The 25,756-nt window shown below is 72.5% G+C and carries 28 protein-coding genes and 2 pseudogenes; 18 read left to right on the top strand and 12 right to left on the bottom strand.

Going from position 1 to position 25,756, the window contains the following annotated elements; all coding sequences use genetic code 11:
- Window positions 1–378 precede the first annotated feature (378 nt).
- Window positions 379–582, top strand: coding sequence for a cold-shock protein (locus tag ABD993_RS01660; protein WP_093084517.1), 204 nt, complete (start codon window positions 379–381; stop codon window positions 580–582).
- A gap of 60 nt (window positions 583–642) precedes the next feature.
- On the opposite strand, the gene ABD993_RS01655 is transcribed toward ABD993_RS01660, so the two are convergent.
- Window positions 643–1,551: an NAD-dependent epimerase/dehydratase family protein gene (locus tag ABD993_RS01655; RefSeq protein ID WP_345411957.1), complete on the bottom strand. Its 909-nt coding sequence runs from the start codon at window positions 1,549–1,551 to the stop codon at window positions 643–645.
- A gap of 286 nt (window positions 1,552–1,837) precedes the next feature.
- Here ABD993_RS01655 and ABD993_RS01650 point away from each other — a divergent pair, with 286 nt between their 5' ends.
- On the top strand, window positions 1,838–2,410 hold the full coding sequence (locus ABD993_RS01650; protein ID WP_345411955.1) for a hypothetical protein: 573 nt from the start codon (window positions 1,838–1,840) through the stop codon (window positions 2,408–2,410).
- 339 nt (window positions 2,411–2,749) lie between these two features.
- Complete coding sequence (locus tag ABD993_RS01645; protein WP_345411994.1) at window positions 2,750–3,958, top strand: DUF445 domain-containing protein; 1,209 nt, start codon at window positions 2,750–2,752, stop codon at window positions 3,956–3,958.
- A gap of 48 nt (window positions 3,959–4,006) precedes the next feature.
- Here ABD993_RS01645 and ABD993_RS01640 read toward each other — a convergent pair whose 3' ends face one another.
- Together ABD993_RS01640 and ABD993_RS01635 are read right to left on the bottom strand one after the other, a co-directional pair.
- A complete protein-coding gene (locus ABD993_RS01640) occupies window positions 4,007–4,351 on the bottom strand; it encodes a fluoride efflux transporter FluC (protein WP_345411953.1) in 345 nt (114 codons plus the stop codon).
- Window positions 4,339–4,722, bottom strand: a complete 384-nt coding sequence (locus ABD993_RS01635; RefSeq protein ID WP_345411951.1) for a fluoride efflux transporter FluC — start codon at window positions 4,720–4,722, stop codon at window positions 4,339–4,341. Before ABD993_RS01635 ends, ABD993_RS01640 begins: the two co-directional genes overlap by 13 nt.
- A 108-nt stretch (window positions 4,723–4,830) precedes the next feature.
- Here ABD993_RS01635 and ABD993_RS01630 point away from each other — a divergent pair, with 108 nt between their 5' ends.
- From ABD993_RS01630 to ABD993_RS01615, 4 genes are all read left to right on the top strand, one after another.
- Window positions 4,831–5,259, top strand: coding sequence for a helix-turn-helix domain-containing protein (locus tag ABD993_RS01630; protein ID WP_345411949.1), 429 nt, complete (start codon window positions 4,831–4,833; stop codon window positions 5,257–5,259).
- Window positions 5,260–5,270: 11 nt separating this feature from the next.
- On the top strand, window positions 5,271–6,041 hold the full coding sequence (locus ABD993_RS01625) for a hypothetical protein (protein WP_345411947.1): 771 nt from the start codon (window positions 5,271–5,273) through the stop codon (window positions 6,039–6,041).
- 125 nt (window positions 6,042–6,166) lie between these two features.
- A complete protein-coding gene (locus ABD993_RS01620; protein ID WP_345411945.1) occupies window positions 6,167–6,529 on the top strand; it encodes a DUF2516 family protein in 363 nt (120 codons plus the stop codon).
- Window positions 6,526–7,053 (top strand): YbaK/EbsC family protein, encoded by a 528-nt coding sequence (locus ABD993_RS01615; protein ID WP_345411943.1) that lies wholly within the window; start codon window positions 6,526–6,528, stop codon window positions 7,051–7,053. Before ABD993_RS01620 ends, ABD993_RS01615 begins: the two co-directional genes overlap by 4 nt.
- A gap of 41 nt (window positions 7,054–7,094) precedes the next feature.
- Here the strand turns inward: ABD993_RS01615 and ABD993_RS01610 are convergent, their stop codons facing one another.
- Together ABD993_RS01610 and ABD993_RS37050 are read right to left on the bottom strand one after the other, a co-directional pair.
- Complete coding sequence (locus tag ABD993_RS01610; RefSeq protein WP_345411942.1) at window positions 7,095–7,904, bottom strand: GMC oxidoreductase; 810 nt, start codon at window positions 7,902–7,904, stop codon at window positions 7,095–7,097.
- 550 nt (window positions 7,905–8,454) lie between these two features.
- Window positions 8,455–9,192, bottom strand: a pseudogene (locus tag ABD993_RS37050) (hypothetical protein); the annotation flags it as partial.
- Window positions 9,193–9,348: 156 nt separating this feature from the next.
- Here ABD993_RS37050 and lon point away from each other — a divergent pair.
- Together lon and ABD993_RS01595 are read left to right on the top strand one after the other, a co-directional pair.
- Window positions 9,349–11,643, top strand: coding sequence for an endopeptidase La (gene lon / locus ABD993_RS01600; RefSeq protein WP_345411941.1), 2,295 nt, complete (start codon window positions 9,349–9,351; stop codon window positions 11,641–11,643).
- 155 nt (window positions 11,644–11,798) lie between these two features.
- Window positions 11,799–13,193, top strand: coding sequence for an FAD-binding oxidoreductase (locus ABD993_RS01595; RefSeq protein ID WP_345411939.1), 1,395 nt, complete (start codon window positions 11,799–11,801; stop codon window positions 13,191–13,193).
- A gap of 76 nt (window positions 13,194–13,269) precedes the next feature.
- Here the strand turns inward: ABD993_RS01595 and purU are convergent, their stop codons facing one another.
- Entirely contained in the window at window positions 13,270–14,157 is an 888-nt protein-coding gene (purU, locus tag ABD993_RS01590) for a formyltetrahydrofolate deformylase (RefSeq protein WP_345411938.1), read from the bottom strand.
- 68 nt (window positions 14,158–14,225) lie between these two features.
- Here purU and ABD993_RS01585 point away from each other — a divergent pair, with 68 nt between their 5' ends.
- Window positions 14,226–15,392: an MFS transporter gene (locus tag ABD993_RS01585; RefSeq protein WP_345411937.1), complete on the top strand. Its 1,167-nt coding sequence runs from the start codon at window positions 14,226–14,228 to the stop codon at window positions 15,390–15,392.
- On the opposite strand, the gene ABD993_RS01580 is transcribed toward ABD993_RS01585, so the two are convergent.
- Complete coding sequence (locus tag ABD993_RS01580; RefSeq protein ID WP_345411935.1) at window positions 15,371–15,862, bottom strand: DUF2505 domain-containing protein; 492 nt, start codon at window positions 15,860–15,862, stop codon at window positions 15,371–15,373. The two genes, ABD993_RS01585 and ABD993_RS01580, sit on opposite strands and share 22 nt — an antisense overlap.
- A 36-nt stretch (window positions 15,863–15,898) precedes the next feature.
- Here ABD993_RS01580 and ABD993_RS01575 point away from each other — a divergent pair, with 36 nt between their 5' ends.
- The 6 genes from ABD993_RS01575 to ABD993_RS01550 all read left to right on the top strand — a co-directional run bounded on the left by ABD993_RS01575 (window position 15,899) and on the right by ABD993_RS01550 (window position 19,852).
- The gene (locus ABD993_RS01575) at window positions 15,899–16,909 is read left to right on the top strand and encodes a UDP-N-acetylmuramate dehydrogenase (protein ID WP_345411934.1); all 1,011 of its coding nucleotides are present in this window, start codon (window positions 15,899–15,901) and stop codon (window positions 16,907–16,909) included.
- Window positions 16,910–17,033: 124 nt separating this feature from the next.
- Window positions 17,034–18,197: a L,D-transpeptidase gene (locus ABD993_RS01570; RefSeq protein ID WP_345411932.1), complete on the top strand. Its 1,164-nt coding sequence runs from the start codon at window positions 17,034–17,036 to the stop codon at window positions 18,195–18,197.
- 28 nt (window positions 18,198–18,225) lie between these two features.
- Entirely contained in the window at window positions 18,226–18,417 is a 192-nt protein-coding gene (locus ABD993_RS01565) for a hypothetical protein (RefSeq protein ID WP_345411931.1), read from the top strand.
- 132 nt (window positions 18,418–18,549) lie between these two features.
- On the top strand, window positions 18,550–18,819 hold the full coding sequence (locus tag ABD993_RS01560; protein WP_345411930.1) for a hypothetical protein: 270 nt from the start codon (window positions 18,550–18,552) through the stop codon (window positions 18,817–18,819).
- A gap of 41 nt (window positions 18,820–18,860) precedes the next feature.
- Window positions 18,861–19,355 carry a DUF3558 family protein gene (locus ABD993_RS01555; protein WP_345411929.1) on the top strand — a complete coding sequence of 165 codons (495 nt, stop codon included), beginning with the start codon at window positions 18,861–18,863 and terminating at the stop codon, window positions 19,353–19,355.
- 17 nt (window positions 19,356–19,372) lie between these two features.
- Entirely contained in the window at window positions 19,373–19,852 is a 480-nt protein-coding gene (locus tag ABD993_RS01550; protein ID WP_345411927.1) for a DUF3558 family protein, read from the top strand.
- On the opposite strand, the gene ABD993_RS01545 is transcribed toward ABD993_RS01550, so the two are convergent.
- Together ABD993_RS01545 and ABD993_RS01540 are read right to left on the bottom strand one after the other, a co-directional pair.
- Window positions 19,837–20,574 carry an SDR family NAD(P)-dependent oxidoreductase gene (locus ABD993_RS01545; protein WP_345411925.1) on the bottom strand — a complete coding sequence of 246 codons (738 nt, stop codon included), beginning with the start codon at window positions 20,572–20,574 and terminating at the stop codon, window positions 19,837–19,839. The genes ABD993_RS01550 and ABD993_RS01545 overlap by 16 nt on opposite strands.
- A gap of 22 nt (window positions 20,575–20,596) precedes the next feature.
- Window positions 20,597–20,851, bottom strand: a complete 255-nt coding sequence (locus ABD993_RS01540) for a DUF2530 domain-containing protein (RefSeq protein WP_345411923.1) — start codon at window positions 20,849–20,851, stop codon at window positions 20,597–20,599.
- A 60-nt stretch (window positions 20,852–20,911) separates the two neighbouring features.
- Between ABD993_RS01540 and ABD993_RS01535 the strand changes: the two are divergent.
- Window positions 20,912–21,533, top strand: a pseudogene (locus tag ABD993_RS01535) (hypothetical protein).
- Between the two features lie 11 nt (window positions 21,534–21,544).
- A complete protein-coding gene (locus tag ABD993_RS01530; protein WP_425568877.1) occupies window positions 21,545–22,789 on the top strand; it encodes an MFS transporter in 1,245 nt (414 codons plus the stop codon).
- 56 nt (window positions 22,790–22,845) lie between these two features.
- On the opposite strand, the gene ABD993_RS01525 is transcribed toward ABD993_RS01530, so the two are convergent.
- The 3 genes from ABD993_RS01525 to ABD993_RS01515 form a co-directional block, all read right to left on the bottom strand.
- Complete coding sequence (locus ABD993_RS01525; RefSeq protein WP_345411921.1) at window positions 22,846–23,754, bottom strand: DMT family transporter; 909 nt, start codon at window positions 23,752–23,754, stop codon at window positions 22,846–22,848.
- Between the two features lie 180 nt (window positions 23,755–23,934).
- The gene (locus tag ABD993_RS01520) at window positions 23,935–24,891 is read right to left on the bottom strand and encodes a glycoside hydrolase family 16 protein (RefSeq protein WP_345411919.1); all 957 of its coding nucleotides are present in this window, start codon (window positions 24,889–24,891) and stop codon (window positions 23,935–23,937) included.
- 7 nt (window positions 24,892–24,898) lie between these two features.
- Window positions 24,899–25,735 (bottom strand): VldE C-terminal domain-containing protein, encoded by an 837-nt coding sequence (locus ABD993_RS01515; RefSeq protein ID WP_345411917.1) that lies wholly within the window; start codon window positions 25,733–25,735, stop codon window positions 24,899–24,901.
- Window positions 25,736–25,756 lie beyond the last annotated feature (21 nt).

The following is a 25,756-nucleotide window of genomic DNA, read 5'->3' as shown; positions in this document are numbered from 1 at the left end:
CGTACGAACGGGATCACCCTCACTCGTTCGGGAGTGACGTCACCGAACGTGGAGGCCGGGCCGTGTTCCCGTCACGCAGGGTGCGCGTCGGGGATCGCTCGGGCGGTCGGGGGTCTGGTCCGTTGGTCACGGTCGGTCGCACCGGGAGCGACGGCGTGGCGGGCGCGGAGTGCGTCCGCCGTCACGTCGGTGCGTGATAGCGTTTCCGACGGTTGCAGTCGTGTCTTCCTCGATCGTTGAGACAGCGTGCGTGGATGTGTGTGACAGCGGGCTCCGCACGCGCGGTCGGGGACACGTCCCCTTCGGTGGGTGCTCCCGCGCAGCCTCCGGGCGTCACGCTGTCGCCCGGATCCGTTCAGTGTGTGTGGGAGAACAGTTATGCCGCAGGGCACCGTCAAGTGGTTCAACGCCGAGAAGGGCTTCGGCTTCATCGCCACCGACGACAACGGGCCGGACGTCTTCGTCCACTACTCGGCCATCCAGACCAACGGGTTCCGGACCCTCGAGGAGAACCAGCGCGTCTCCTTCGAGTCCAGCCAGGGCGCCAAGGGCCCGCAGGCCGACTCGGTGACCCCGCTGTAGTAGCGGCATCGCCACTCCTCCACTGCCGGCGCTCCCCTCGGGACGCCGGCAGTGGTGCGTTCAGACCCCTTTCAGCCAGGCACAGGTGAGCTCCAGTCCCTCGGCCACCCCGCGCGGCGCGATCCCGATCGCGCGAGCGCCCGCGTCCGCCATGTGGACGGTCGGGAAGCGGCCGTAGACCTCGGAGCGGCGGGCGAAGGTCGGGGCGTCGGGGCCGAGGTCCGAGCCCGGCGGCAGCGCCCGCACCCGGTGCGGGCTGTCCAGCAGCGCGCAGGCCCGGTCCAGCACCGCGCCGAAGGGTGCGACCTCCCCACACAGCACGTACCGGCGGCCTGCGGCCCCGGCGTCGAGCACCCGCAGGATCCCCGCGGCGGTGTCCTCGGCGAGCACCCAGCCGATGGGCGTGTCGACGATCTCGGTGACCTCGCCCCGCGCCGCCGCGAGGAGCAGCCCGTTGTAGCTCTGCGGCCCGGCGGGCGAGGGCCCGTAGATGCTGGTCGGCATCACGATCGATGCGGCGAGGTCGGCGGCCGACACCAGCGCGTCGGCGTCCGCCTTGGCGCGGGAGTAGGGGTCGTCCAGCACGGGCGGGCCGGTCGGGGTCTCGCTGACCAGGCCGTGGGCGTCCATGACCGCGGCGCCGGTCCCCGTGTGGACCAGACGCTCGACGCCCGCCCGTGCCATCGCCGCGAGCAGCGCCCGCGTGCCCTCGACGTTCACCTCCCGGATCCGCCGCTCGCTCCCGCCGACCAGGCCCGCCATGTGCACGACGGCCTCGCAGCCGTCCAGCGCGTCCGCGAGCGACTCCGGGTCGCCGAGCTCGCCGGTCACGGTCGGGACCTGCCGCGGCAGCACCGCGGCGGCCTTCGCGGGATCGCGGACCAGCACCCGCACGTCCCGACCCTCGCGCACCGCCAGCTCGACGAACGCGCTCCCCAGGTATCCGGTCCCACCGGTGACGAGCAACATCCCGCCATCCTCGCCGAGCGTGCCGACGAGCGGGGACCTGCGCCCCGTCGACACCCCGGCCGCCCGCCGGTCCCCGCCCGACGACCGGTCGTCCGCCGCCCACCGGTGGCGTCGTCACCGGTGATCGGTGATCGTCGCCACTCATCTATACGTCACGTGCGGTCACCGCGACACCCCGCGTCACCCGCACCCGGGTGCCTACCGATGGTGTTCCATGTGATGTGGGCGACGGCGTCGGGGCCGCCCACATCGGATCGGGTTCGGGTCGGAAAGAGGAGTGGGTCGGATGTCGTGGTGGGACAGCTACCGGGCCGTCTACGGCGCGGAGCTGCGGGCGGCCGCGGTGGAGTACGAGGAGCACGGGTGGCCCCTGATGGCGGGCCCGGGCACCGATCTGCTGCTGGACACCGGCACCGTGCTCGACGTCCTGGAGGTGCCCGCCGCGGTCGGCCGCCGGGTCTGCGCCACGCTGCGTGACCGTGGGCTGGTCGTGCCGGTGGCCTCGACCCCGCAGGGCACCTTCTGGTTCCCGATGACCCCGAACCACCCGCTGCCCGCGGAGCTGTCGCTGCACACGGACGTCGTGCTGCACACCGACGGCATCGGGGTGCTCGCGCCGCCGACCGAGCGGCCCGCGGGGTGGGTGCAGTGGCGGGTCCGCCCGTCCTTCACCGGGTACGTGGTGCCCGATGCGCACGTGATCGTGGAGGCCGTCCAGGACGCCGTGCGGCGTCGGGCGGTGGAGACACAGCGTGCGGAGTCGACCTTCGACACCGCGCGGAGGGCGTCCGACGCGGCGCTCGGTGATCAGCGGCCGGACACCCAGCGGTCCGCGGCGGCGGTCACCCGCGGGGCCTGACGAGCCCCTCGCGTCCCCTCGGGCGTCGGAGGTCCACGCGCGGTGTCCACCCGCGCGGCCGACGCCGGGACGCTCCAGGTGGTGCGGCGCGCGCCGAGAGGCGCCCGCAGCCGCACACACGGACCCGGCCGGGTCCGGCGGAACACCGCCGGGCCCGGCCGTCGTCATCGAGGCCGCGGTGATCGCTGAGTCGTTCTCAGCGGGTTCGGGCACTATGGGCAGGTGAGTACCGACCGTGCCCTCGCCGCCTCCCCGCGGCCGTCCGAGGGCGGCGCCATCCCCGCGGGCCTGGGCCTCGGCCCGGTGGCCGAGGAGCAGAAGCGCCGCGACCTGCGCAAGATGAAGATGGTCGCCACCGGGTTCCTGCTCGGGGCGACCGTCGTGTTCTTCGTGATGCGCTACCTCGAGCTGCACCAGGCGCAGGCCTGGGCCGGGTACGTGCGCGCCGCCGCCGAGGCCGGGATGGTCGGTGCGCTCGCGGACTGGTTCGCCGTCACCGCGCTGTTCCGCCACCCGCTCGGGATCCCGATCCCGCACACCGCGATCATCCCGCGCAAGAAGGACACCATCGGGGACTCGCTGGGGGACTTCGTCGGGGAGAACTTCCTGTCCGAGGAGGTCGTGCGGGACAAGCTCGGCAGGGTCGAGGTCTCGAACCGGGTCGGCACCTGGATCGCGCAGCGGGAGAACGCCGAGCGGGTCACCGCCGAGCTGGCCACGGCCGCGCGCGGGATCGTCACGGTGCTCAAGGACGACGTCGTGCAGGACCTCATCGAGCAGGTCCTGGTGCGCAAACTGCTGGAGAAGGAGGTCGGGCCGCCGCTCGGCAAGCTCCTCGAGGGCGTGCTCACCGACGGGGCTCACCGCCACCTCGTCGACCTGGTGTGCGACCGCGCCTACGACTGGGTCACCGCGAACCAGGAGATGGTGATGCGGGTCGTCCACGACCGGGCGCCCATGTGGACCCCCCGGTTCCTCGACGACATGATGGCCGACAAGCTGTTCACCGAGATCCAGGGCTACGCGTGGGCCGTGAAGACCGATCCCGAGCACCCGCTGCGGCACGCCGTGGACAGGTTCCTCGAGGAGTTCGCGAAGGACCTGCAGAGCGACCCGAAGACCATCGCGCGGGCCGAGCAGGTCAAGGTGCAGGTCGTCGAGCACCCGGACGTCCAGAAGTTCATCGGTCAGGCCTGGGGCGTGGCGAAGGGGATGATCCTCGACGCCGCCGCGGACCCGTCGAGCGAGCTGCGCGGCCGGGTGCGGGACGGGCTGATGGCCCTGGGCGCGCGGATGGCCGAGGACGTCGAGCTGCGCAGCAGGCTGGACGGCTGGCTGGCCGACGCGGCCGGGTACGTCGTGCGGCACTACCGCGGCGAGATCACCACACTGATCACGGACACGGTCGCGAAGTGGGACGCCGAGGAGACCAGCCGGAAGATCGAGCTGCAGGTGGGCCGGGACCTGCAGTTCATCCGGATCAACGGCACCGTCGTCGGCGCCCTCGCGGGCCTGGTCATCTACACGGTGTCGCAGCTGGTCTTCTGACTCTCGGGCGGCCCGGGAGTCACCGAGGGGCACTCGGCCCGCCAGGTGTCAGAGGGCCGCGCCGACCGCCAGGCCGAGGCCCGCTGCGCCGAGGCCGGCGAGGACCGATCCCACCGCGTTCGCGACGGCGAGGGGTCGGGAGAGGTGCACCGTCTCCCAGCCGAACGTGGAGTACGTGGTGAGCGCCCCGCAGAAGCCGGTGCCGATCAGAGCCGTGAGCCACGGGCTCGCGGCCGCACCCGTCACCAGCCCGAGCACGAACGACCCCGCGACGTTCACCGCGAACGTCCCCCAGGGGAAGCCGGTGCGGTGCCGGGACTGGACCAGCCGGCCCGTCAGATAGCGGGCGGGGGCGCCGACCGCCGCGCCCAGCACCACCATCAGCGGAACCATCGCGCCACCCGCATCCCCGCCCAGGTCGCGACCAGCGCCGCGAGCAGGGACCCGGCCAGGTAGAGCACTCCGAGGCCGACCCGCCCGCCGAGCAGCAGACGTTGGGCGTCCACCGCGTAGGTGGAGAAGGTGGTGAACCCGCCGAGCACACCGGTGGCGAGGAACGGCCGCAGCAACGGGTTCGTCCGGCGCGAGGTCACGACCTCCAACAGCGCGCCGATCGCCAGGCACCCCACGACGTTGATCAGGAACGTGCCGGGTGCGCCGGGGAGCGCGAGTCCCACCGCCCAGCGCGCCAGCGCGCCGAGCGCCCCGCCCGCGGCGACCGCCACGACGGCGCGGCCCTGTCCGCGCAACACCTCGGTGGTCACCGGCGGAGCCTATCTGAATCGTGGCGGAGACCACTCCACCAGCGCAAGCACACTGCTTGCAGGAGCTAGCAGTGGTGCGTACCGTCGAAGGTGTCCGGGGAGGTAGGGATGTCCGAGCACGGCGAGGGTCCCACCGAGCGGATCAACCAGGCCGTCGGCCAGGTCGGTCACGTGGTGGAGAAGACCGTCGACGACATCGGCTCCTACATCCGTGCCCAGCGCGAGTCGGCACAGGTCTCCCTGCGTCAGCTCGCCCGGACGGCAGGCGTGAGCAACCCGTACCTCAGCCAGATCGAGCGTGGGCTGCGCACACCGTCGGCAGAGATCCTGCAGCAGATCGCGAAGGGACTGCGGATCTCCGCGGAGGCGCTCTACGTCAAGGCGGGGATCCTCGAGGAGCGGCCGACCGGCGTCGTCACCGACGCCGTGCTCACCGATCCGCACCTCACCGAGCGGCAGAAGCAGGTCCTGCTCGACATCTACCAGTCATTCCGGCGCGAGAACGAGCCGGGCGAATCGACAGAACAGGGAGAGTGATCATCATGGCCGTGTCGCTGCCGACCGCCGCGGACGTCCGCAAGGTCCGCGAGCAGGCCGCCAAGTCCGCCGCCGAGCAGGTCGAGGTCGTCAAGACCCCGGCGCTGGCCGTGCTGGGTGCCGGGGAGTACGCGTACTCCACGATCCTGGGCGCGTACACCACCGCCAAGGAGAAGGCCGCCGCGCGGGCCGAGGCCGCGCAGAAGTTCGCCTCGGAGCTGCCGAGCGAGGTCGAGGGCCTGCGCTCGAAGCTGAGCACCGACGAGCTGCGCAAGCTGGTCGACTCGTTCCGGACCCAGGCGGAGAAGTACTACACCGACCTCGCCAAGCACGGTGAGTCCACCTGGGGCACGCTGCGCAAGCAGCCGCAGGTCAAGCAGGCCCTCAGCTCCGTCGAGGAGTTCACCGGCAAGCTGGACGCGCGGGTCGACTCGCTCGTCGACGACGCGCACGACGTCGCGGAGAAGGCCCTCTCCACGCTGACCACGCAGACGCGCTCGGTCGGCGAGAAGGTCGCCGTCCGCACCCGGAAGGTCGCCGACGAGGCCGCCGAGACCATCACCGAGGTCACCTCGGAGGTCTCCGAGACCGTCGCCGAGGCCGGTGAGGATGCGGCGAAGGCCGTCGACGAGGCCGGTGACGAGGCCGCCGCCACCACGCGCAGCACCACCCGCCGCGCGGCGAACCGCACCGCCCCGGCGAAGACCACGCCGAAGACCGCCACCCGCAAGCCCGCGGCGCGTCGTACGAGCACCGACAAGACCCCGCCGAAGTCCTCCTGATCCCAGGAGATCCCCAGGCGCACACCGGCCCCGGAGCAGCTGCTCCGGGGCCGGTGGTGTGTCGGTGCTGTGTCGTAGGGCGTGCGGGTATGTCCTGATCCGGGAGACCCACGTAGTCTGGCGCGGTGAACGTGTTCACCATGCTCGACCGGCTGGTGCTGTTCGTCATCGGCATCGTGGTCGCGGTGTGCGCGGGGTACGCCTTCGTGCACGCCATCCGTCAGCGTGCCGATGCGTTCCAGGCCGCCAGCAAGCTCACCAAGAACGCGTGGCTCGGCATCACCGGTGCCGCCGCGCTGTTCCTGCTGGTCATCCCCCTGTTCGGGGTCATCTCCACGCCGAGCCTGTACGGCGTGATCATGTCCTTCCAGGGCCTGCGCAGCGAGCTCACCCTCTTCTGGCTGGCCGGCACGGTCGCCATGCTCGTCTACCTGGTGGACGTGCGCCCCGCCGTCGTCGCCGCGTCCCGGGGTGGCAACGGCTGGTGAGTGTGCTCGGCACCCTGGCCGCGGTCCCCGTGGGCGAGCGGCCGGAGCTGCTCGCCGAGCCCGTCGCGAAGGCGGTCGCGGGTCTGCCCGGCATCCTCGTCGCGGAGATCGATCCCGAGCTCGCCGACACGGCCGCGTTCTGCGAGGCCTACGCCTCCCCGCCGGAGTTCTCGGCGAACTGCGTGGTGGTCTCCGGCAAGCGGGAGGGGCAGGTCCGGTTCGCCGCCTGCCTGGTCCTGGCGACCACCCGCGCGGACGTGAACGGCGTGGTCAAGCGGCGGTTGGACGTCCGCAAGGCCAGCTTCGCCCCGATGGACCTGGCGGTGGAGCTCACCGGCATGGAGTACGGCGGCATCACCCCGCTCGGCCTCCCCGCGGACTGGCCGCTGCTGGTCGCCCCGGAGGTCGCCGCCGCCGAGGCCGTGGTCATCGGCAGCGGGATCCGGGGCTCGAAGCTGGCGGTGCCGGGTGCCCTGCTCGCGGGCCTGCCGGGCGCCGAGGTCGTCGAGAACCTGGCGAGATGAACGTCGGTGTCGTTCGATCATCGTCGTGACGACACCGAGGTTCATGTCGACAGCTGGGCGGCGAGGCGGAGGGCCAGTGCGGCGGTGGTGAGGCTGGGGTTCGCGGCCGGGGAGCTCGGCAGGACCGAGTTGTCGCAGGCGTAGAGGTCCGGGATGCCGTGGAAGGCCAGGTCCGGGTCCACGACGCTCGCCGCCGGGTCCGTGCCCATCCGCAGTGTCCCGACCTCGTGGGCGACCCCGCCCAGCAGCGCGTCCTGCAGACCCGGGCCGCCCGCCTCGCCGAGGATCGGTTGGGCACCGAGGCCGGTGAGCAGGTCCGCGACGAGCCGGTCCGCCTCGGCGAGATCGGTGGCGGGCGGCGCCACCCGTTCCAGCACCAGCCGGGCCCGGGTCGCGGGATCGGGGCCCTGCAGCGTCACCGCGTTGCCCGGGGCCAAGGCGGCGGGGAAGAGCACCACGACCTCGCACTCCGTCCAGCCCGCGCGCACCGCGCGCTCGCGCTCGAGGTTGGTCGGGTCGACGTAGCGGGACTGGTTCAGGTTCGCCCCGATCTCGACGACCATCAGGAACCCGTGCGCGCCGGGCGCCGCGGCCGGGTGCCGCAGGGCGATCTTCGCGGACTCGCCCGGCCCGATGCCGAGCGAGCCCGGTGGCAGCGCGAAGTGCCGGAAGCGGATCGTGTGGTCGGTGATCCCGCGGCCGATGAGCGGGTTCGGCAGGCCGGAGAGCAGGGCGATCTTCGCGGACTCGATCGTGCCCGCGGCCAGCACGGTCCTCCGCCCGCGGTAGGTGCGCGGCCTGCCCGCGAGCAGGTCCCAGCTGTGCACCAGGCCGGGCTCGACACGCTGCACGGCGTGGTGCAGGTTGACCTGGGGCTTGCCGGTCCAGCGCGTCGGCGGAGACCGCGAGCAGCCGGTCCTCGAGCAGGAGGTCGGCCGTCGAGAAGTACCCCGCGGGGACGCCGAGTGCGCTCGCCCCGCGGTACTGCACGGCCACGGGCGCGTGCTCGGCGACGAACCCCGGCACCAGCGCCTCGACCGCGGCGCGGGCCTTCTCCTGGAAGGCGTCCCGCTCCGGCGCGACGACGTTGAGCGCCCGCTCGGCGGCCGCGTACCCGCCCTGTTCCAGCGAGTCCCGCACGACCGCGGGCCAGCCCGCGAACTCCCACGGCGCCATCCGCGGCACCAGCCCGCCCCAGAACAGCGACCGGCCGCCGAGGGCGAACGCGTGCCCGGCGTCGACGGCGGGTGAGTCCGTCTCGTAGCTGCGCACCTTGAACTCGTCCCACAACGACCACACGTGCTTGGCGAAGGCGCCGATCCGCAGCTGCCGGGCGAGGTTGCCGACGTGGGTGGGGAACAGGTACGAACCGGCCTCCAGGACCAGGACGTCCTGCCCGGCCCTGGCCAGCCGGGACGCCAGCAGGCCGCCGCCCATCCCGGATCCGACGACCACGACGTCGTACTCGTGGTCGGGGTCGGTGTTGCGCGGGAAGAAGCGCTGCGCCACCGAACCGGTCTCGACGGTGAGGCCCTCGGGCTCGGCGAACGCGACGTCGGTGAAGTCCGCCCCGGCCGCGAGCTCGGCCCGGGTGAGCCGGGTGACCGGCCCCAGCCTGCCCGGGGTGAGCACGAACCGGAAGGCGATGCCCGCCGGGAACTGCGCCTCGTCGATCTCGAAGGTCCAGGCACCGTCGGTGTAGTCGCCGCCGCGGTCCAGCTGCCACTGCGGGGCCCAGCGCAGCACGACGAGCCGGTCCGGTGCGAGGTCCTCGGTGACGAGGCGGATCACTCCCATGCACGAGGAGAGCGCTCCGCCCGTCCGGTGATACCCGGGAGTCCGGGGCCACCCGGTACTGAGCCGGTCCCCGGACAGCAGCGTCCCCGCCTGCTTGACGTGCCGGAGCTCCGGCCCGGACACGGCGGCCGCGAAAGCGACCTCGGGCTGCCGGGCGAGCGCACGGCCTGCGCTCGTGAGCTCCGCCGGGTGCACACGCAGCAGGAGGTTCGCCCGAGCGTGGTAGCCCAGCGCGGCCGCGGCGATCTCGACATCGATGTGGACCACGCGGCGGTCGATCAGCATCTCCAGGCGGCGGGCCGCGCGTCCGGGCGTGAGGCCGGTCGCGGCGGCGATCTCCACCAGGCCGGCGCGGCCGTCCGCGGCGAGGACGTCGAGCACCGACTCGTCCTCGGGCGGGGTGACCTGAGTATCCTCGACTCAAGGTTCCGGTGTTCGCTCCGGGAGGAATTACTTGAGCGCTGGAATGAGCCTTGCGCTGTAAGCGTTGGTCGGGACATGACACAGACGCTGAAGCTGCCGGTGCTTCCGCTGACCGACTCGGTGGTGCTGCCCGGCATGGTGGTTCCCGTCCGGCTCGACGCGCCGGAGGTTCAGGCTGCGGTCGATGCCGCAGAAGGCAAGAAGGTGCTGGTCGTGCCCCGGCTCGACGGCAAGTACGCCGCGATCGGTGTGGTCGCGGTCCTCGAACAGATCGGCAGGCTCCCGAGTGGGGAGCGGGCCGCCGTCGTCCGCGGTGAGACGCGGGCGCGCATCGGTTCCGGTGTGACCGGACCCGGTTCGGCCCTGTGGGTCGAGGCCGAGACGGTGGAGGAGTCCCCCGTCACCGGCCGCACCCAGGAGCTGGCCAAGGAGTACAAGGCGCTCGTCGTCTCGATCCTCCAGCAGCGTGGCGCCTGGCAGATCATCGACGGCGTCCAGCAGATCACGGACCCGTCCGAGCTCGCCGACACGGCGGGCTGGAACCAGTGGCTCGACGTCGAGCACAAGTCGCAGCTGCTCGCGGAGACCGACGTGACCCGTCGGCTGGAGCTGCTGCTGGAGTGGACGAAGGCGCACGTCGCCGAGCAGGAGGTCTCCGAGAAGATCGCCGGGGACGTCCGCGAGGGCATGGAGAAGCAGCAGCGCGAGTTCCTGCTCCGCCAGCAGCTCGCCGCCATCCGCAAGGAGCTGGGAGACGACGACCCCGAGGGCGAGGCGGACTACCGCCAGCGCGTCGAGGCGGCGGACCTCCCCGAGGACGTCCGCAAGGCCGCGCTGACCGAGGTCGGCAAGCTGGAGCGGGCGTCCGACCAGAGCCCCGAGTCCGGCTGGATCCGGACCTGGCTCGACACGATCCTGGACATCCCCTGGTCCGAGACGACGGTCGATCAGGACGATCTCGTTGAGGCTCGGCGGATCCTGGATGCCGACCACGCGGGCCTGGACGACGTCAAGGAGCGGCTGATCGAGTTCCTGGCCGTCCGGTCGCGGCGCACCCGCAAGGGGCTGGACACCATCGGTGGCCGCGGCTCCGGTGCGGTGCTCGCGCTCGTCGGCCCGCCCGGCGTCGGCAAGACGTCGCTCGGTGAGTCCGTGGCGCACGCGCTCGGCCGCAAGTTCGTCCGCGTCGCCCTCGGTGGCGTCCGCGACGAGGCGGAGATCCGCGGGCACCGGCGCACCTACGTCGGCGCGCTGCCCGGCCGCATCGTCCGCGCGATCCGCGAGGCGGGCTCGATGAACCCCGTCGTGCTGCTGGACGAGATCGACAAGGTCGGCAGCGACTACCGCGGCGACCCGTCCGCGGCCCTGCTCGAGGTGCTCGACCCGGCGCAGAACCACACGTTCCGCGACCACTACATCGAGGTGGACCTGGACCTGTCCAACGTGCTCTTCCTCGCCACCGCGAACGCCTACGACACCATCCCCGGCCCGCTGCTGGACCGCATGGAGGTCGTGACGCTCGACGGCTACACGGAGGCCGAGAAGATCGCGATCGCCCGCGACCACCTGCTCCCGCGGCAGATCGACCGCGCCGGACTGGCGGCCGAGGACGTCGAGTTCTCCGAGGTCGCGCTCGGCATGATCGCCGCCGAGTACACCCGCGAGGCGGGGGTGCGGCAGCTGGAGCGGGGCCTGGCGAAGGTCCTGCGCAAGGTCGCCGTCGGCCTCGACTCGGGGGAGGAGGCGCCGATCCACGTCGACGCCGAGACCCTGGTCAAGTACCTGGGCCGGCCGAAGTTCACCCCGGAGTCGGCGGAGCGCACCTCCGTCCCGGGCGTGGCGACCGGCCTGGCCGTGACCGGCGCGGGCGGGGACGTCCTGTTCATCGAGGCCACCTCGATGGACGGCGACCCCGGCCTGATGATCACCGGTCAGCTCGGCGAGGTGATGACCGAGTCCGTCTCGATCGCGCTGAGCTACCTGCGGTCGAAGGGCCTGGCGGGCGACCTGGCGTCGAAGAAGCTGCACGTGCACGTCCCCGCGGGCGCGGTCCCGAAGGACGGCCCGTCGGCAGGCGTCACGATGACGACGGCGCTCGCGTCGCTCGCCAGCGGACGCCCGGTCAAGTCGTCGGTCGGCATGACCGGTGAGGTCACGCTGCAGGGCAAGGTGCTCCCGATCGGCGGGGTCAAGCAGAAGCTGCTGGCCGCGCACCGGGCGGGCCTGACGGACGTGATCATCCCGAAGCGCAACGAGCCCGACCTGGACGACCTGCCGGAGTCGGTGCGCGGTGAGCTGCGGGTGCACCCCGTCGCCGACGTCAGCGAGGTCCTGGAGATCGCTCTGGAGCCGGTCTCCGAGCGCGTCTGACACACGGCCACGGCGCCCCCACCCGATCCGGGTGGGGGCGCCGTTCGCGTCGGCACCGGACCCTGCCGGTCGGCCGAGGGGTCGGGAACTGCGTACAGCCGCCCACCCCCGAACGGGTGCACCCTCGTCGTCCGGACGACCGGGAGGAGCCCGTCATGACCAGCACGGCACCGAGCGACGTCGAGGACCTTCGCCGGGTGATGACCGGCCCCGTGTTCACGCCGGACGATGCGGACTACGACGAGGTCCGCAAGGTCCTGAACGCCGACATCGACCTCCGGCCCGCCGTCGTCGCGCGCTGTGCGGGCGTCGACGACGTGGTCACCGCGGTCCGGTACGCGCAGCGGAACGGTCTCGAGATCGCCGTGCGCAGCGGCGCTCACAACTTGGCGGGCCTCTCGTCCGTCGAGGACGGTCTCGTCGTCGACCTGAGCGGGATGCGCTCCGTCGAGGTCGACCCGGTCGCCCGCCGCGCCCGGGTTCAGGGCGGAGCGCTCCTCGCGGACCTGGACGCCGCGACGCAGGAGTACGGCCTGGCGGTGCCTTCGGGGCTGGTGGGGCACACGGGGGTCGGCGGTCTCACGCTCGGCGGCGGCATGGGATGGCTGACCCGCAAGGCGGGACTGGCGATCGACAACCTGGTCTCGGCCGAGATCGTCGTCGCGGACGGGTCCGTCCTGCGGCTGTCGGAGTCCGAGAACGCGGACCTGTTCTGGGCGATCCGCGGCGGCGGGGGCAACTTCGGTGTGGTCACCGAGTTCGAGTTCCGGCTGCACGAAGCCGGCCCCATGGTGCAGTTCGGGATGCTGCTGTGGCCGCTCGAGCAGGGCATGCCTGCCTTGCGGGCGCTGCGGGAGGTCGTGGCCGATCTGCCGCCGGAGGTCAACGCCATGATCGCCGGCCTGTCCGTGCCTCCGGTGCCGTTCGTGGCCGACGAGCATCACGGCATGCCCGCCGTCGGTGCGATCCTGGTCGGCTTCGGCTCCGACGAGGAGTTCGAGAGCGTCGCGAACCGGATCAGGCAGGCCCTGCCGCCGCTGATCGACGCGGTCATGCCTCTGCCGTACACCGCCCTGCAGTCCCTGTTCGACGACGCCAACGGCTGGGGCAAGTACTTCTACGAGAAGTCCTGTCGCCTGCCGGACTTCACCGACGAGGCCATCGAGGTGATCCTGGAGCAGATGCCGCGGCGGGCTTCCGCGGAGTCCGTGTTGCTGAGCTACCGCCTCGATGCCGCCTACTCGGCGGCGTCCGAGGACGCGACGGCGTTCGGGGGGACCCGCGAGCCCCACTACGCAGTGTTCCTCATCGGCATCTCCTCCGATCCCGCTCTGCTCCCCGCCGAACGTGCCTGGGCGAGGAGCCTCTGGGAGGGTCTGCGCCCGGCCTCGCTCGGCATCGGGACCTACATCAACGGCATGACCGAGCCGGAACCGGAACGCGTCCTGGCCAGCTACGGCCGGGACAAGCACGCACGGCTCGCGGAGATCAAGGGCCGCTACGACCCCGGCAACGTGTTCCACCGCAACGCCAACATCAAGCCTGCGTAGCCTGCTCGGGTGCAGGTGACGTCGAACGCGTCGTCCGGGTAGGGCAGCTCCTGCGGGTCGGAGTCGTACGGGCCGGTCAGTGGAAGACGACCGTCTTGTTCCCGTGTACCAGTACTCGGTCCTCGAGGTGCCAGCGCAGCCCCCTGGCCAGGACGAGACGCTCGATGTCCCGCCCGCGCCGCACCATGGTCGCCACGGTGTCGCCGTGGTCCACCCGGATGACGTCCTGCTCGATGATCGGGCCCGCGTCGAGGTCCGCGGTGGCGTAGTGGCAGGTGGCGCCGATCAGCTTGACGCCTCGCTGGTGTGCCTGGTGGTACGGCCGGGCACCCATGAACGAGGGCAGGAAGCTGTGGTGGATGTTGATCGCCCGGCCCGCCCACTCCTCGCACAGGTGCGCGGGCAGGATCTGCATGAACCGCGCGAGGACGATCGCGTCCGGCTCGAAGCCGTCCACGATCTGGCGCACCTTCTCGAAGCTCGCGACCTTGCCCTGCTCCCGCTTCGGGTCCTCGGCCCCGGGGAACGGAACGTGGTGGAACGGCACCCCGTGCGCCTGGACCAGCGGCGCCAGCGTGTCGTGGTTGCCGATCACCGCGTCGAGGGTGACGGGCAGCTCCCCGGCGGCGATGCGACCGAGCAGGTCGTGCAGGCAGTGCGGCTCGGTCGTGACGAGCAGCACCGCGTGCTTGGGCGTGCCGGTGTCGGTGACCCGCCAGGTCGCGTCCGGACCGAACTCCTCGGCGACCTCGGCGAAGCGGGCCCGCAGCTCGTCGACCCCGAACGGCACCGAGTCCGCGCGCACCGCCTGTCGGGTGAAGAACCAGTTGTCGCTCGCGTGGTAGGCCGCCTCGACGATCCAGCCGCCCAGCTCGGCGAGGAACCCGGAGATGCGCGCGACGATGCCCGTGCGGTCGGGACAGCTGAAGGTGATGACGTAGCGGCGGTCGGCTCCGGGTTCCACGCCGACGATCGTCGCAGATCACAGGCCCGTGTGATGCAGGACGGTCCCACCGGGCGGAGGGTGGTCGGGTGAGCCGCACCCCTGCCGTCGCCGCCATGACGTTCGCGACCGGCGCGATCATCGCGAACAACTACTACGCGCAGCCCCTCGAGGCCGAGCTGGCCGCACACTTCGCGGTCCCGTCGAGCGCGATCGGGGTGGTCCTGACGTTGATCCAGCTGTCCTATGCGCTGGGCCTCGCCACCCTCGTCCCCCTCGGCGACCTGCTCGAACGCCGGCGGCTGGTGGTGCTGCTGCTGTCGGTCACCGTGCTCGGCCTGGTCGGGGTGGCCCTCGCGCCGAGCCTGCCGCTGCTCGCGGCCGCGGCCGGGTTCGTCGGCCTGACGACGGTCGCCGCCCAGATACTCATCCCCTTCGCCGCCACCATCGCGCCGGAGGGGGAGCAGGGCCGCGTGGTCAGCACGGTGATGAGCGGGCTGCTGATCGGCATCCTGGTGTCCCGCGTGGTGGCGGGGCTGGTGTCCGAGCTCGTCGGCTGGCGCGGGGTGTTCGTGCTGGGCGCGGTGCTCACGGCCGGCTCGGCGGTGGCGCTGTGGCGGACGCTGCCGGTGCTCGCGCCCGCGACGGACCTCGCCTACCCGACGCTGCTGCGGTCGGTCCTGCACCTGATCCGGCACGAGCCGGTGCTGCGGTTCCGGATGGCCGTCGGGGTGTCCGGCTACGCGTCCTTCGGGGCACTGTGGACGAGCGTCGGGTTCCTGCTCGCGGCGCCGCCGTTCTCGCTCTCCCAGGGCGCGATCGGGCTGTTCGCCCTGTTCGGGGTCGCGGGGGCGCTCGCGGCGCGGTTCGCGGGCAGGCTAGCGGACCAGGGCAAGGCCTTCCCGGCGACCGGCGCGTTCCTCGCCCTCGTGGCGCTGTCCTGGATCGCGCTCGGGCTCGGCGCGGTGTCCCTGGTCGCGCTGGCGATCGGGCTGGTGCTGTTCGACTTCGGCGTGCAGGGCAGCCACATCAGCAACCAGAACACGATCTACGCACTGCACCCGCGGGCGCGCAGCAGACTGAACACGGCCTACATGACCAGCTACTTCCTCGGCGGCGCGCTGGGCAGCGGACTGTCCTCCGCGCTGTACGCGAGCCACGGGTGGCTCGGCGTGAGCATCGTCGGCGCGGCCTTCCCGACCGCCGGGTTCCTGCTCTGGCTCGCCGCCCGCCGTCAGAGCCGGCTGAGGGTGTAGTCCGTCTCCATCTCGAGCAGCCGCACGATCTCCCTGCCGACGGTCTCCTCGATCTTGCCGCCGATGATCGGCACGTTCACCGAGACCTCCACCCGCACGACCAGCTCACTGCCCCCGGGCGTGGGGGAGAGCCGCATGGCGCCGGACGCGCGAGCAGGCAACCCCGGCAGCGCCACGCCGACCGTGCCGTCGTAGCCGTCCCCGGCCCTCGTCCAGGTCTCGTCCCGCTCGATCTGGATGCCCTCGTTCCCGACGACGGTCTTGACCACGCCCGGCAGGTGCTGCGCGTCGATGCCGTGCTTGACGCGGTACTTCGCGCCGTCCCCCACCTTCTCGTACTCGAGGATCCCCGCCCCGGGCCCGCCCATCACGGCGAGCCGGTCGGCGAGGATCTGCCGGTCGACCATGGCCGCGAACACGGCGTCGACGGGATGGGTGCTGGTGGCGCGGAACTCGGTCGACCGGGACACGGGCGGACAGTACCCCGGGGACTAGCCTCACGCCCCGTGCAGACCCTCGCCGACCTGACCACCCTCCGACTGGGTGGGCCCGCCGCGCGCCTGGTCGATGCGCCGGACGCCGAGACCGTCGTCGAGGAGGTCCGCAAGGCCGACGGCGCGGGGGAGCCGGTCCTGCTGCTCGGCGGGGGATCGAACCTCGTCGTCGCCGACGAGGGCTTCCCGGGCAGCGTGGTCCGCGTGGCGTCGGCGGGGATCGTGACCGACCGTCGCCCGGACGGGTCCGTGCTGCTCACCGTGGAGGCGGGCGAGAACTGGGACGACGTCGTCGCCGCCACCGTCGCGGACGGGCTCGGCGGGCTGGAGTGTCTCTCCGGGATCCCCGGGCGCACCGGCGCGACCCCGGTGCAGAACGTCGGCGCGTACGGCGTGGAGATCGCGGCGCTGCTGGAGTCGGTGGACCTCTACGACCGCGCCACCGGGCAGATCCGCACGGTGCAGGCCGCCGAGCTGGGCCTCGGCTACCGGACCAGCGTGCTCAAGGGGACGGACACCGCCGTCGTGCTGCGGGTGCGGCTCGCGCTGCCCGGCGGTGGGGCGAGCATGCCGATCGCGTACGCCGAGCTCGCGCGGACCCTCGGTGTCGACCCCGGGGCGACGGCGCCCTGCGCGGACGTCCGCGAGGCCGTCCTGGAGCTGCGCCGCGGCAAGGGCATGGTGCTCGACCACGCCGACCACGACACCTGGAGCGCGGGCTCGTTCTTCACCAACCCGGTGGTGGACGCCGCGCCGGACCCGGACATGCCGCGCTGGCCCGTGGGCGACCGGGTGAAGCTGCCCGCGGCCTGGCTGATCCAGCACTCCGGGTTCGCGCCCGGGCACCCCGGCCCCGGTGGTCGGGTCGCGCTGTCCTCGCGCCACGTCCTGGCCCTGACCAACCGCGGCGACGGGCGGACCGAGGACCTGCTGGTCCTGGCCCGCCGGGTGCGCGACGGGGTGTCCGCCCGGTTCGGGATCGCGCTGCACCCGGAGCCGGTGCTGGTGGGCTGTTCGCTCTGATCACTCGATCGTGGCGGCGGCCCGTCGCTGTCGGTGGTGACGCGTAACCTCGTGCGCGGAGGCAACCCGGGGGACTGAACAGACGTCTGTCCACCCGGGGAGTTCCCACGCACCGGGGGAGACGATGAGGCGGTTGTTGCTGGTCCTGGCCGTGATCGCGGTCGGGACGGTGGGAGTGGTCACCGGGGCCACGGCGGCGGGGCGCGGCGGGGTGAGCCTGCCCGCGATCGTCGCGAAGGCGGCTCAGGTCACTTACACGCCGGGCGCGAACGCCGCCGCGGTGAGTCCCGTGACACCCGTCTCGGTCACGGTGAGCGACGGCACACTGACCCAGGTCGCGCTCACGAACGCCGCGGGCAAGGCGGTCGCAGGCGAGCTGAACGCCGAGCGCACCGCCTGGACCAGCAGCGAGCCGCTGGGATACGCCGCGCAGTACACCTGGAGCGGCACCGCCACCGGGGCGGACGGCGTGCCCGTGCCGCTGCAGGGCGGGTTCGCCACCGTGGCGCCGTCGAAGGTGGTCCGCGGCGTGCTGAACATCGGGGACGGGCGGACCGTCGGGATCGCGGCGCCCATCGAGGTCCAGTTCAACGGCCATGTGGACGACCGGGCGGCCGTCGAGCGCGCGCTGACCGTCCGGACGTCGGTGCCGGTCGAGGGCGCCTGGGGCTGGCTGCCGGACGAGAACGGCGGATCCCGGGTGCACTGGCGGCCCAAGGAGTACTGGCCCGCGTACACGAAGGTCTCCGTCGCGGCGAAGCTCTACGGCGTGGACTACGGCGGCGGGCAGTACGGCGCCGCGGACGTGACCAGCGACTTCGAGATCGGCCGCGCCCAGGTCGTCAAGGCGGACGCGCAGTCGTTCCGCATGGTCGTCGAACGGGACGGGCAGCGGGTCGCGGACTATCCGGCGAGCTACGGGCTGGCGTCGGACCCGGAGCGCAACACCCGCTCGGGCGTCCACGTGGTCACCGAGAAGTTCACGGACAAGCGCATGACGAGCCAGCGCTACGGCTACGACGTCATGGAGAAGTGGGCCGTGCGGATGAGCAACAACGGCGAGTTCATCCACGCCAACCCGGCGTCGGCGGGGGCGCAGGGCTCGTCGAACGTCACCCACGGCTGCGTGAACCTGTCCAGCGAGAACGCGAAGGCCTACTACGACACCGCCCTGTACGGCGATCCGGTCGAGGTCACCGGCACCCCGGTCCCGCTCTCCGCGCGGGACGGGGACGTGTGGGACTGGACGGTGAGCTGGTCCCAGTGGCAGGAGCTCTCGGCGCTTTAGCCCGGGCCGCCTGCGGGTAGTCGCAGGCATGACCGATCCGTCCGTGAACAGCAGAGCCGTCCCCCTCCCCGAGGAACGGGCGGTGGAGGGGGACGCCGACCGCCACGCCGAGGCGGCGCAGATCCTCGAGGAGTCCGAGGAGCGCGTCGCCGAGGCGGTGGAGGGCAATGCCCCCGGAGACGCCGCCGACGAACACCGACGCAGCGACGAGGGCGTCTGACCGGTTCACGATCGCGAACGCTTCCGCTGAGGTCTTACTCGGCAGGACTGCACTTGGGATCATGCTCCTGTGACAGCCCCGCACTGGGCCGAACCGGGCCCTACACCTCAGATCCGCCGTATCCCATTGAGTGTGGATCCGGAGCGGGTGGAGGCGCTCGAAGGACGGCTACGCGGCGTGATCGATGAGCTGTGGGCGTTGGAGCGGCAGCTCAGTGGACCCCGCATCCTCAGCCCGGGTGCAGACGTGGTGAGCGTCAACGCCGCTGAGCAGTCCACGGTGATGGTGGAACGTGCCCGACTCTATCTCGCGGACTGGCGGCGGCAGATCGTCTTGGCCGTTGCTGCTCTCGAGCAGCAGCGACGCGCCTACGAAGTCGCCGACTCCGCAGCTCGCGCGTGAGAGCGTGTTCCGGCCGGCTCGGGGGAGCCGTACTCGGTGCGATGACTCTGGCTCTGGCCGCCTGTTCGGCTGGACCGCCGTCGCCACCCCCCTCCGACAATCGGGCCGAAATCGCTCAGCCTCTGGATCTGACCGGGCATGAGGCGTGCGATCTGGTGGGGCCCGCAGCTCTGACCCGGCTGTCGCTCAAGCTCGACTCGGTCGAGCGCGGCAGCGGACCTACCGCCACCTCATGTGCGTGGCGGTCCGCTGATGGAACTGTCGGTCTCCAGCTCGTCGCCAACAGTGGCGTGGGCCTGGATCGACTCAGCAGCGTCACCGCTGCGTTCGAAGAAGAGACTCCGTTGGTGGTATCGGGCTATCCCGGCCTCCGAATCGACCACCTTGGTGGCCCGACCTGCCGAATCGCGGTAGGAGTCGCTCCCACACAACTCATCAGCGCTGAAGCCAGCGAGCTCTCCACCTCCGCGCCTCCGCTCTGCGACCTCGCCCAGGCGCTCGCCGAGGAGACCGTCGCCGCGCTCCGGGGTGTCTGAGCTGCCACCATTCCTTCATGGTTGGGCGGTGGGCCGGGGTGGTCGTGGTGGCCGTGGTGAGTCTCTCGACCGCTTGTGCGGCAGCCCCGGACGCGCAGCCGCTCGACCTCCGCGACCGAGACGCCTGCGCCCTCCTCGGTGCCGAGGCGCTCGAGGGGCTGGGGCTGGGGGTCGGTGTGCGGGATCCCGAGACGGCGGGGTGCGCCTGGCGCACCCTCGACGACCAGGCCGATCTCACGCTCGTCCTGAGCACCCGCGCAGGTCTGGATCCCGACTCGCAGCGGATCGTCCCGCCCGTCCCGCTGACCGTCGAGGGCTATCCGGCCAAGCGCGTCGACCCCCTCGACGCCCCGAACTGCCGGATCGTGGTGGGGGTGGCGGCGACGCAGAGCTTCGCCGCGGAGGCGGCCGAACGGTCGTCCGGCGCGCCCCGGCTCTGCGATCTCGCCCGCCGGCTCGCGGCGGAGGCGGTCCGGGCGCTTCAGCCCTCGCGGTAGGCCCGCATGGCGTCCGCCTGGGCGCGGGGTTTCAGGACGATCTGGTCGAGGTTGACGTGGCTCGGGCGGGTGGTGGCGAAGGCGATCACGTCCGCGACGTCCTCGGCGGTGAGCGGGGTGAGTCCCTTGTAGACGTCGTCGGCCTTCTCCTGGTCGCCCAGCCGGACCAGGGAGAACTCGGTCTCGACCATGCCGGGCAGGATCTCGGTGAGCCGGATGGGCTCGCCGAGCAGCTCCCCGCGCAGGGTGCGGTGCAGCATCGCCTGGGCGTGCTTGGCGCCCGTGTAGCCTGCGCCCTTGTCGTAGGGCGCCAGGGCGGCGATCGAGGTGACGGTGACGATGTGCCCGTCCCCGGACGCGCGCAGCTTCGGCAGCAGACCCTGGACCACGCGCAGCGTGCCCAGGACGTTGACCTCGAACATCCAGGTCCAGTCCGCCTCGTCCGCCTCCTCGACGGGCTCCAGCCCCTTCGCGCCGCCCGCGTTGTTCACCAGCACGCGGACGGACTCCGGCACCGCGGCGACGAACTCCGCCACCGACGAGCGGTCGGTCACGTCCAGCGGGAGCGCGGTCCCGTCGACCTCCTCGGCGATGGCCTCGCAGCGGTCCACCCGACGGGCCCCGAGGACGACGTGGAACCCGGCGGCGGCCAGGGCGCGGGCGGTGGCGGCGCCGATCCCGGAGCTGGCCCCGGTGACGACGGCGATGGGACGGTCACTCATGCCCCAACCCTAGGCCGAACCCTCAGTCGGCGAGCCCCTGCTGGGCCAGGCGTGAGCCACGCCGCGCCGCCGCGCGCTGCCAGCGGAAGATGCCGAAGCCGATCGCGCCGAGGGCGCCGCCGACCAGGCAGGTGGCGAACCAGACGTCCAGTGGCCTGCCGCCGACGACGTGCGCGAGGAACAGCACCGCCGCCCCGGTCAGCCACGCGAGCGTGCCGACGGCCACGACCAGCGTGATGTCGCTGGTGCTGCGCGGCAGCGCGGGCGGGTCGACCATGCCCGAACCGTACCGGTGACATGCTGAGCGTGCGCTGGGAACGCCCCCTACGGTGGCGACGTGATCGAGCGTCTGTTCACGGTGTCGCAGCGCGGTTCGACTGTCCCCCGCGAGCTCCGCGGAGGGCTCGTCACCTTCGTGACGATGTCCTACATCATCGTTCTGAACCCCCTGATCCTCGGCAGCGTCGCCCCGGGCGACCCCGGCGCCAAGGCGGACGTGCTCGGGAACATCCTCCCGATCCCGCAGGTCGCGGCCGTGACGGCCCTCGTTGCAGGCGTGATGACGGTCCTGTTCGGACTCGTCGCCAACCTCCCGTTTGCGATCGCCACCGGCCTGGGCACCATGACCGGGCTCGGGCAGCAGGCCGGGCTCGCGGACGAGAACGGGCAGCTGCCGAACGTGGGCCGCGCCTGCCCTGGTGATCGTCGGGGCGGTGATGTTCCGCCAGGTCGGCGGCATCGACCTGACCGACCTGCGGACGGCGCTGCCCGCCTTCCTCACCGTCGTCGTCATGCCGTTCACGTACTCGATCGCGAACGGCATCGGGGCCGGGTTCATCACCTACGTCCTGCTCGCCGCGACGACGGGCAGGGCGCGCACCGTGCACCCGCTGATGTGGGTCGTCGCGGTGGCGTTCGTCGGCTATTTCGCCGTCGGCCCCCTGCGGTCGTTGTTGTAAGCTAAGGACTTGTGAGCGCCGTCGTCGAACCCCCCGCGCGGACCGGCGGCATGTTCGTCTCGCTGGGCGTCCCGAACTACCGCCTGTTCGCCTCCGGCCAGATCGTGTCCAGCGTCGGCACCTGGATGCAGCGCATCGCCCAGGACTGGCTGGTCCTCGACCTGACCGGGGGCAGCGCGACCGCGCTGGGGATCGCCGCGGCCCTGCAGTTCGCGCCCACGCTGCTGCTCTCGCTGTGGGGCGGGGTGCTGGCGGACCGGGTGGACAAGCGGCTGGTGCTCATCGGGATCCAAGCGGCGATGGGGCTGTGTGCGCTCGCCCTGGGCACGGTGGTGCTCACCGGGGTCGTCGCGCTGTGGCAGGTCTACCTGCTGTGTCTGCTGCTCGGCTGCTTCTCCGCGCTGGACACCCCGATGCGGCAGTCCTTCGTCTCCGAGATGGTGGGGCCGGGGCAGGTCGTCAACGCCGTCGCGCTGAACTCGCTGGTGTTCAACCTCGCCCGGATCGTCGGGCCCGCCGTCGCCGGGGTGCTGATCGTGGCGGTGGGCACCGGCTGGGTGTTCCTGATCAACGCGGTCAGCTTCGTCGCCGTGATCACCGGGCTGCTCCTGATGCGGCCCGAGCGGCTCTATCGCAGCGAACGCGTCCCGCGGGCGCCGCACCAGCTGCGGGACGGGCTGGCCTACGTCCGCGCCCGACCCGACCTCGTCGCGATCATGGTGCTGGTCTTCCTGGTGAGCACGTTCGGGATCAACTTCTTCATGACGATCGCGCTGTTGGCCCGCAACGTCTTCGGGCGGGACGCCCAGGGGTACGGCCTGCTCACCACGCTGCTGGCCGTCGGGTCGGTGCTGGGGGCCACGCTCGCCGCGCGCCGCCGGGTCAAGCCCCGGCTGCGCGTGGTCGCGGGCGCCGGGCTGGCGTTCGGGGTCCTGCTGGTGGTGGCCGGGGCGATGCCGACGTACCTCGCGGCCGGGATCGCGCTCGTGCCCGTCGGGTTCGCGGCGTTGAGCTTCACCACCGCGGCCAACTCGTCCGTCCAGCTGTCGGTCCACCCGACCATGCGGGGCCGCGTCATGGGCCTCTACATGCTGCTGCTGTTGGGCGGCACGCCGATCGGTGGGCCGGTGCTCGGGGTGGTGGCCGAGCACTTCGGCGGTCGGTCGCCGCTCATCGTCGGTGGCGTGGTCACGGTGCTGTCGGTGCTCGCCGTCGCGGTCGTGCTCAGGCGGAGGGTTGACGCGCAGACTAGGTAAGGCTAACCTCACTTACGTCGCTTCGTGGTGGGAGCGGCGCGTCAGTTCGGGAGAGGTCAGGCCCCGCGGCTCCGGCTGCGGGGCCTGATCCGCGTCAGGGCCACCCCGGCCAGGCAGAGGGCCCCGCCGACCAGTGCCAGGACGGGCGGTGCCTCGCTGAGCAGCAGCGCCGCCATCGCGACCGTGATCGGCGGGACCAGGTAGGTCGTGACGCCGAGCCGCCCGGCGTCCATCCGGGACAGGGCGAACGCCCAGGTACTGAACGCGAGCGCGGTCGGCACGAGGCCGAGGTAGACCAGCGCGACGGTCGCGCTCGCGGGCGCGGCGGCCGCGTCCCGGACCAGGCCGCCCGCGAACGGCAGGCAGCCGACGGTGCCGATCGCGCAGGCCAGGAACGTGACCTGCAGGGCGGGGAGCCTGCGCAACGTCGGCTTCTGGGCGAGCACGCCGATGGCGTACGTGACGGCCGCGACCACGCAGAGCGCCGCGCCGAGCAGGTCGGTGGTGTCCCCGGTCGCCGTCGACAGGCCGATCACGATCACCCCGGCGAACGCGATCGCGGCGCCGACCAGCAGGCGCCGCGGGAAACCCTCGCCGAGCAGGAGTCCGGCGAACAGCGCGATGAGGATCGGGCCGATGTTGACCAGCATGGACGTGGTGCCGGCGTCCACGCGCTGCTCGGCGGCGTTGAGTGCGACGTTGTAGATCGAGAACCAGGCCACCCCGCACAGGACGAGCAGGCTCCACTCGCGCCGGTTCGGTGCGACCCAGTGCCCGCGGACGAGCTGGAGGGCGCCGAGCGCGACGGTGCCCACCGCGAGACGCCCCAGCGCGAGCGCACCGGGCTCGTAGGCGCGGCCGACGTACCGGATCCCGACGAACGCGCTCGCCCAGGCGAGCACCGTCACCGTGACGGCCGCGAGGGCGGCACGGTCGAGCACGGGGGCGTCACGGGTGTCGGTCACGGTGTGGACGGTAGGCCCTCCCCGAGTCGATCTCGCGCGGATTTCGGCCAGGGTCTTGCGCGCGGTAATGAGGGTAGGCTAACTTCATCACGTCGCTTCGTGGTGGGAGCGGCGCGTCAGTTCGGGAACGAGATGCCCCGGCCCATCCGGCCGGGGCATCTCTTGTGTCCCGGCCCTCGCTCAGACGTCGTACTCCCGTACCCAGTCCACCTGCATCCGCGTCTCCTGCTGCGGACCGCCGAAGTTGTCCAGCTGGATGGTCAGGTGCATCGGGCCGGGCGGCAGGATGCCGGTGTCCTCGGTGCGCCACCACTCCTCGCCGTCCACGAACGCCGCGAGGTGATCCGGTGTCCACTCGACCGCCCAGGTGTGCCACTCGGTGGCGTCGATGTCCACGTCCCCCTGGACCTGCGAGTTGTCCGCACCGTAGTGCAGGAACATCTCGACGTTCTGCCGCGAGGCGTCGGAGATCTCCATGAAGTCGACCTCCCCGCCGACCGGCCAGTTCTCCGCGTCCGGCCACAGCAGCAGCACGGCGTGGTAGTCCGGGTCCCCGGCGGGGGAGCGCACGCGGGCCTCCCACCGCCCGTACTCACGGCCGGGGTTCCAGGCCATGCCGCCGGTGGTGCCGTCCGGCGTGCCGGTGATGGTGAGGACGCCGCCCTGCACGGAGATCGCGTCCGGGGAACGGCGGCCGTTGCCGTCGTGGCCCGAGCCGTCGTAGAGGTCCCAGTCGCCGACGCCCGCGGTGAAGTCGTCCTCGCGGGTCGGGGTGCCCCAGCCGTGCCGGGCGGCGGCGGTCGGGGCGTCGGCGCCCGACGTCCGCGATCCCGAGGCGCGGGAGCCGCGGTCGCCGTCGGAGCGGTCGGACCTGCCGCGTTCGGTCACCGAGCCGGAGGTGGGGGAGCGGGTATCGGGGGTCACGGTCGCGTTCTCACCCGACGACGGGTCGGGGGTGCGCCGCGGAGGGGCGGCGATGCGGCGGACCCGGTCGCCCCCGCCTGCAGGCCGCTCCGCGGCCGTGTGCACCACCGGGACGCTCGGCTCGACCGGGACGGTGCCGTGCCCGGCGACGCCGACCAGGGCGGCGAACCCGGCCGCGACCAGCCGGGCGAGGTGGTCGGAGAGCAGGCTCATCGGATCCTCACTCGGCGAAGCTGACGTGGACGTGGTCGTAGTGGCCGCCGGTCACGTCGGCCGTGTCGTAGACGCTGCTGCGGTAGGGCCTGCCCCAGCCGCCGTCGTCGGCGACCGACGGATCCCAGTAGCGGCCCTGCCAGATCAGGTAGCCGACGTCGAGCGACTCGGCGTTCCTGCGCAGGAACTCCGCGACCCGCCAGCCCGCCGCCCGCTCGGCGTCCCCGGGGAGGGCCCCTGCGGTACCCGGGAAGAGGTCACAGGCGCGGCCGCGCGGATGGTCGCTGCCCGGGTTCCACGCGTGTTCGTCCCAGCAGCTCGCGGACCGGACGGTCGGGCCGCCGCCGAGGGGGCCGAAGGCGGTGGCCACGGCGGCGATCCCGTGCCGGGTCGCGCCCGTGACGCAGCCGCGGCCCCCGGTGGGATCGGGAGGCAGGCATCCCGAGGCACCCCCGGTCCACGGGGCCGGTGTCGCCGGCGTCCGGGCCGCTCGGTCCAGGGCGCCGGACACGCTGCGCCGCAGGGCCTCGGCGCCGGGCGCCGCGGGCGGGCGGGTGCGGAGGAGTCCCGCGATCCCGCTGCGGACCTGCGAGCAGGCGCGCCGGAGCCGGGTGACGGGCGCGGGCTCGTCCGCCCGTGCCGCGACGCGCCGGACCAGGCCGCTCGGCGTCGTGGGGACGAGCTCCGGGCAGGCCTGGGCGGCGAGGCGCTCGGTGAAGGGGGCGCGGGTCGGCGCGGGCACGACGAGGACCGGCCCCTCGTCGGCGACCAGGACCACTGTGGACTGTCCTGGCGCGGCCATCAGCAGCCCCGTCGCCAGTGCGACGAGGATCAGGGTGCGCACGGGCCTACCTCCGCCCGGCCA

Origin of the sequence: Pseudonocardia xishanensis, from assembly GCF_039541715.1 — a bacterium.
In the GTDB taxonomy this organism is placed as follows: domain Bacteria; phylum Actinomycetota; class Actinomycetes; order Mycobacteriales; family Pseudonocardiaceae; genus Pseudonocardia; species Pseudonocardia xishanensis.
This window is presented reverse-complemented; position numbering and strand designations above follow the sequence as displayed.

Coding starts and splice junctions, on each gene's coding strand:
- ABD993_RS01660 (WP_093084517.1), top strand. CDS start 379: ATGCCGCAGGGCACCGTCAAGTGGTTCAACGCCGAGAAGGGCTTCGGC.
- ABD993_RS01655 (WP_345411957.1), bottom strand. CDS start 1,551: ATGTTGCTCGTCACCGGTGGGACCGGATACCTGGGGAGCGCGTTCGTC.
- ABD993_RS01650 (WP_345411955.1), top strand. CDS start 1,838: ATGTCGTGGTGGGACAGCTACCGGGCCGTCTACGGCGCGGAGCTGCGG.
- ABD993_RS01645 (WP_345411994.1), top strand. CDS start 2,750: ATGAAGATGGTCGCCACCGGGTTCCTGCTCGGGGCGACCGTCGTGTTC.
- ABD993_RS01640 (WP_345411953.1), bottom strand. CDS start 4,351: ATGGTTCCGCTGATGGTGGTGCTGGGCGCGGCGGTCGGCGCCCCCGCC.
- ABD993_RS01630 (WP_345411949.1), top strand. CDS start 4,831: ATGTCCGAGCACGGCGAGGGTCCCACCGAGCGGATCAACCAGGCCGTC.
- lon (WP_345411941.1), top strand. CDS start 9,349: ATGACACAGACGCTGAAGCTGCCGGTGCTTCCGCTGACCGACTCGGTG.
- ABD993_RS01595 (WP_345411939.1), top strand. CDS start 11,799: ATGACCAGCACGGCACCGAGCGACGTCGAGGACCTTCGCCGGGTGATG.
- ABD993_RS01570 (WP_345411932.1), top strand. CDS start 17,034: ATGAGGCGGTTGTTGCTGGTCCTGGCCGTGATCGCGGTCGGGACGGTG.
- ABD993_RS01565 (WP_345411931.1), top strand. CDS start 18,226: ATGACCGATCCGTCCGTGAACAGCAGAGCCGTCCCCCTCCCCGAGGAA.
- ABD993_RS01555 (WP_345411929.1), top strand. CDS start 18,861: ATGACTCTGGCTCTGGCCGCCTGTTCGGCTGGACCGCCGTCGCCACCC.
- ABD993_RS01550 (WP_345411927.1), top strand. CDS start 19,373: ATGGTTGGGCGGTGGGCCGGGGTGGTCGTGGTGGCCGTGGTGAGTCTC.
- ABD993_RS01545 (WP_345411925.1), bottom strand. CDS start 20,574: ATGAGTGACCGTCCCATCGCCGTCGTCACCGGGGCCAGCTCCGGGATC.
- ABD993_RS01540 (WP_345411923.1), bottom strand. CDS start 20,851: ATGGTCGACCCGCCCGCGCTGCCGCGCAGCACCAGCGACATCACGCTG.
- ABD993_RS01520 (WP_345411919.1), bottom strand. CDS start 24,891: ATGAGCCTGCTCTCCGACCACCTCGCCCGGCTGGTCGCGGCCGGGTTC.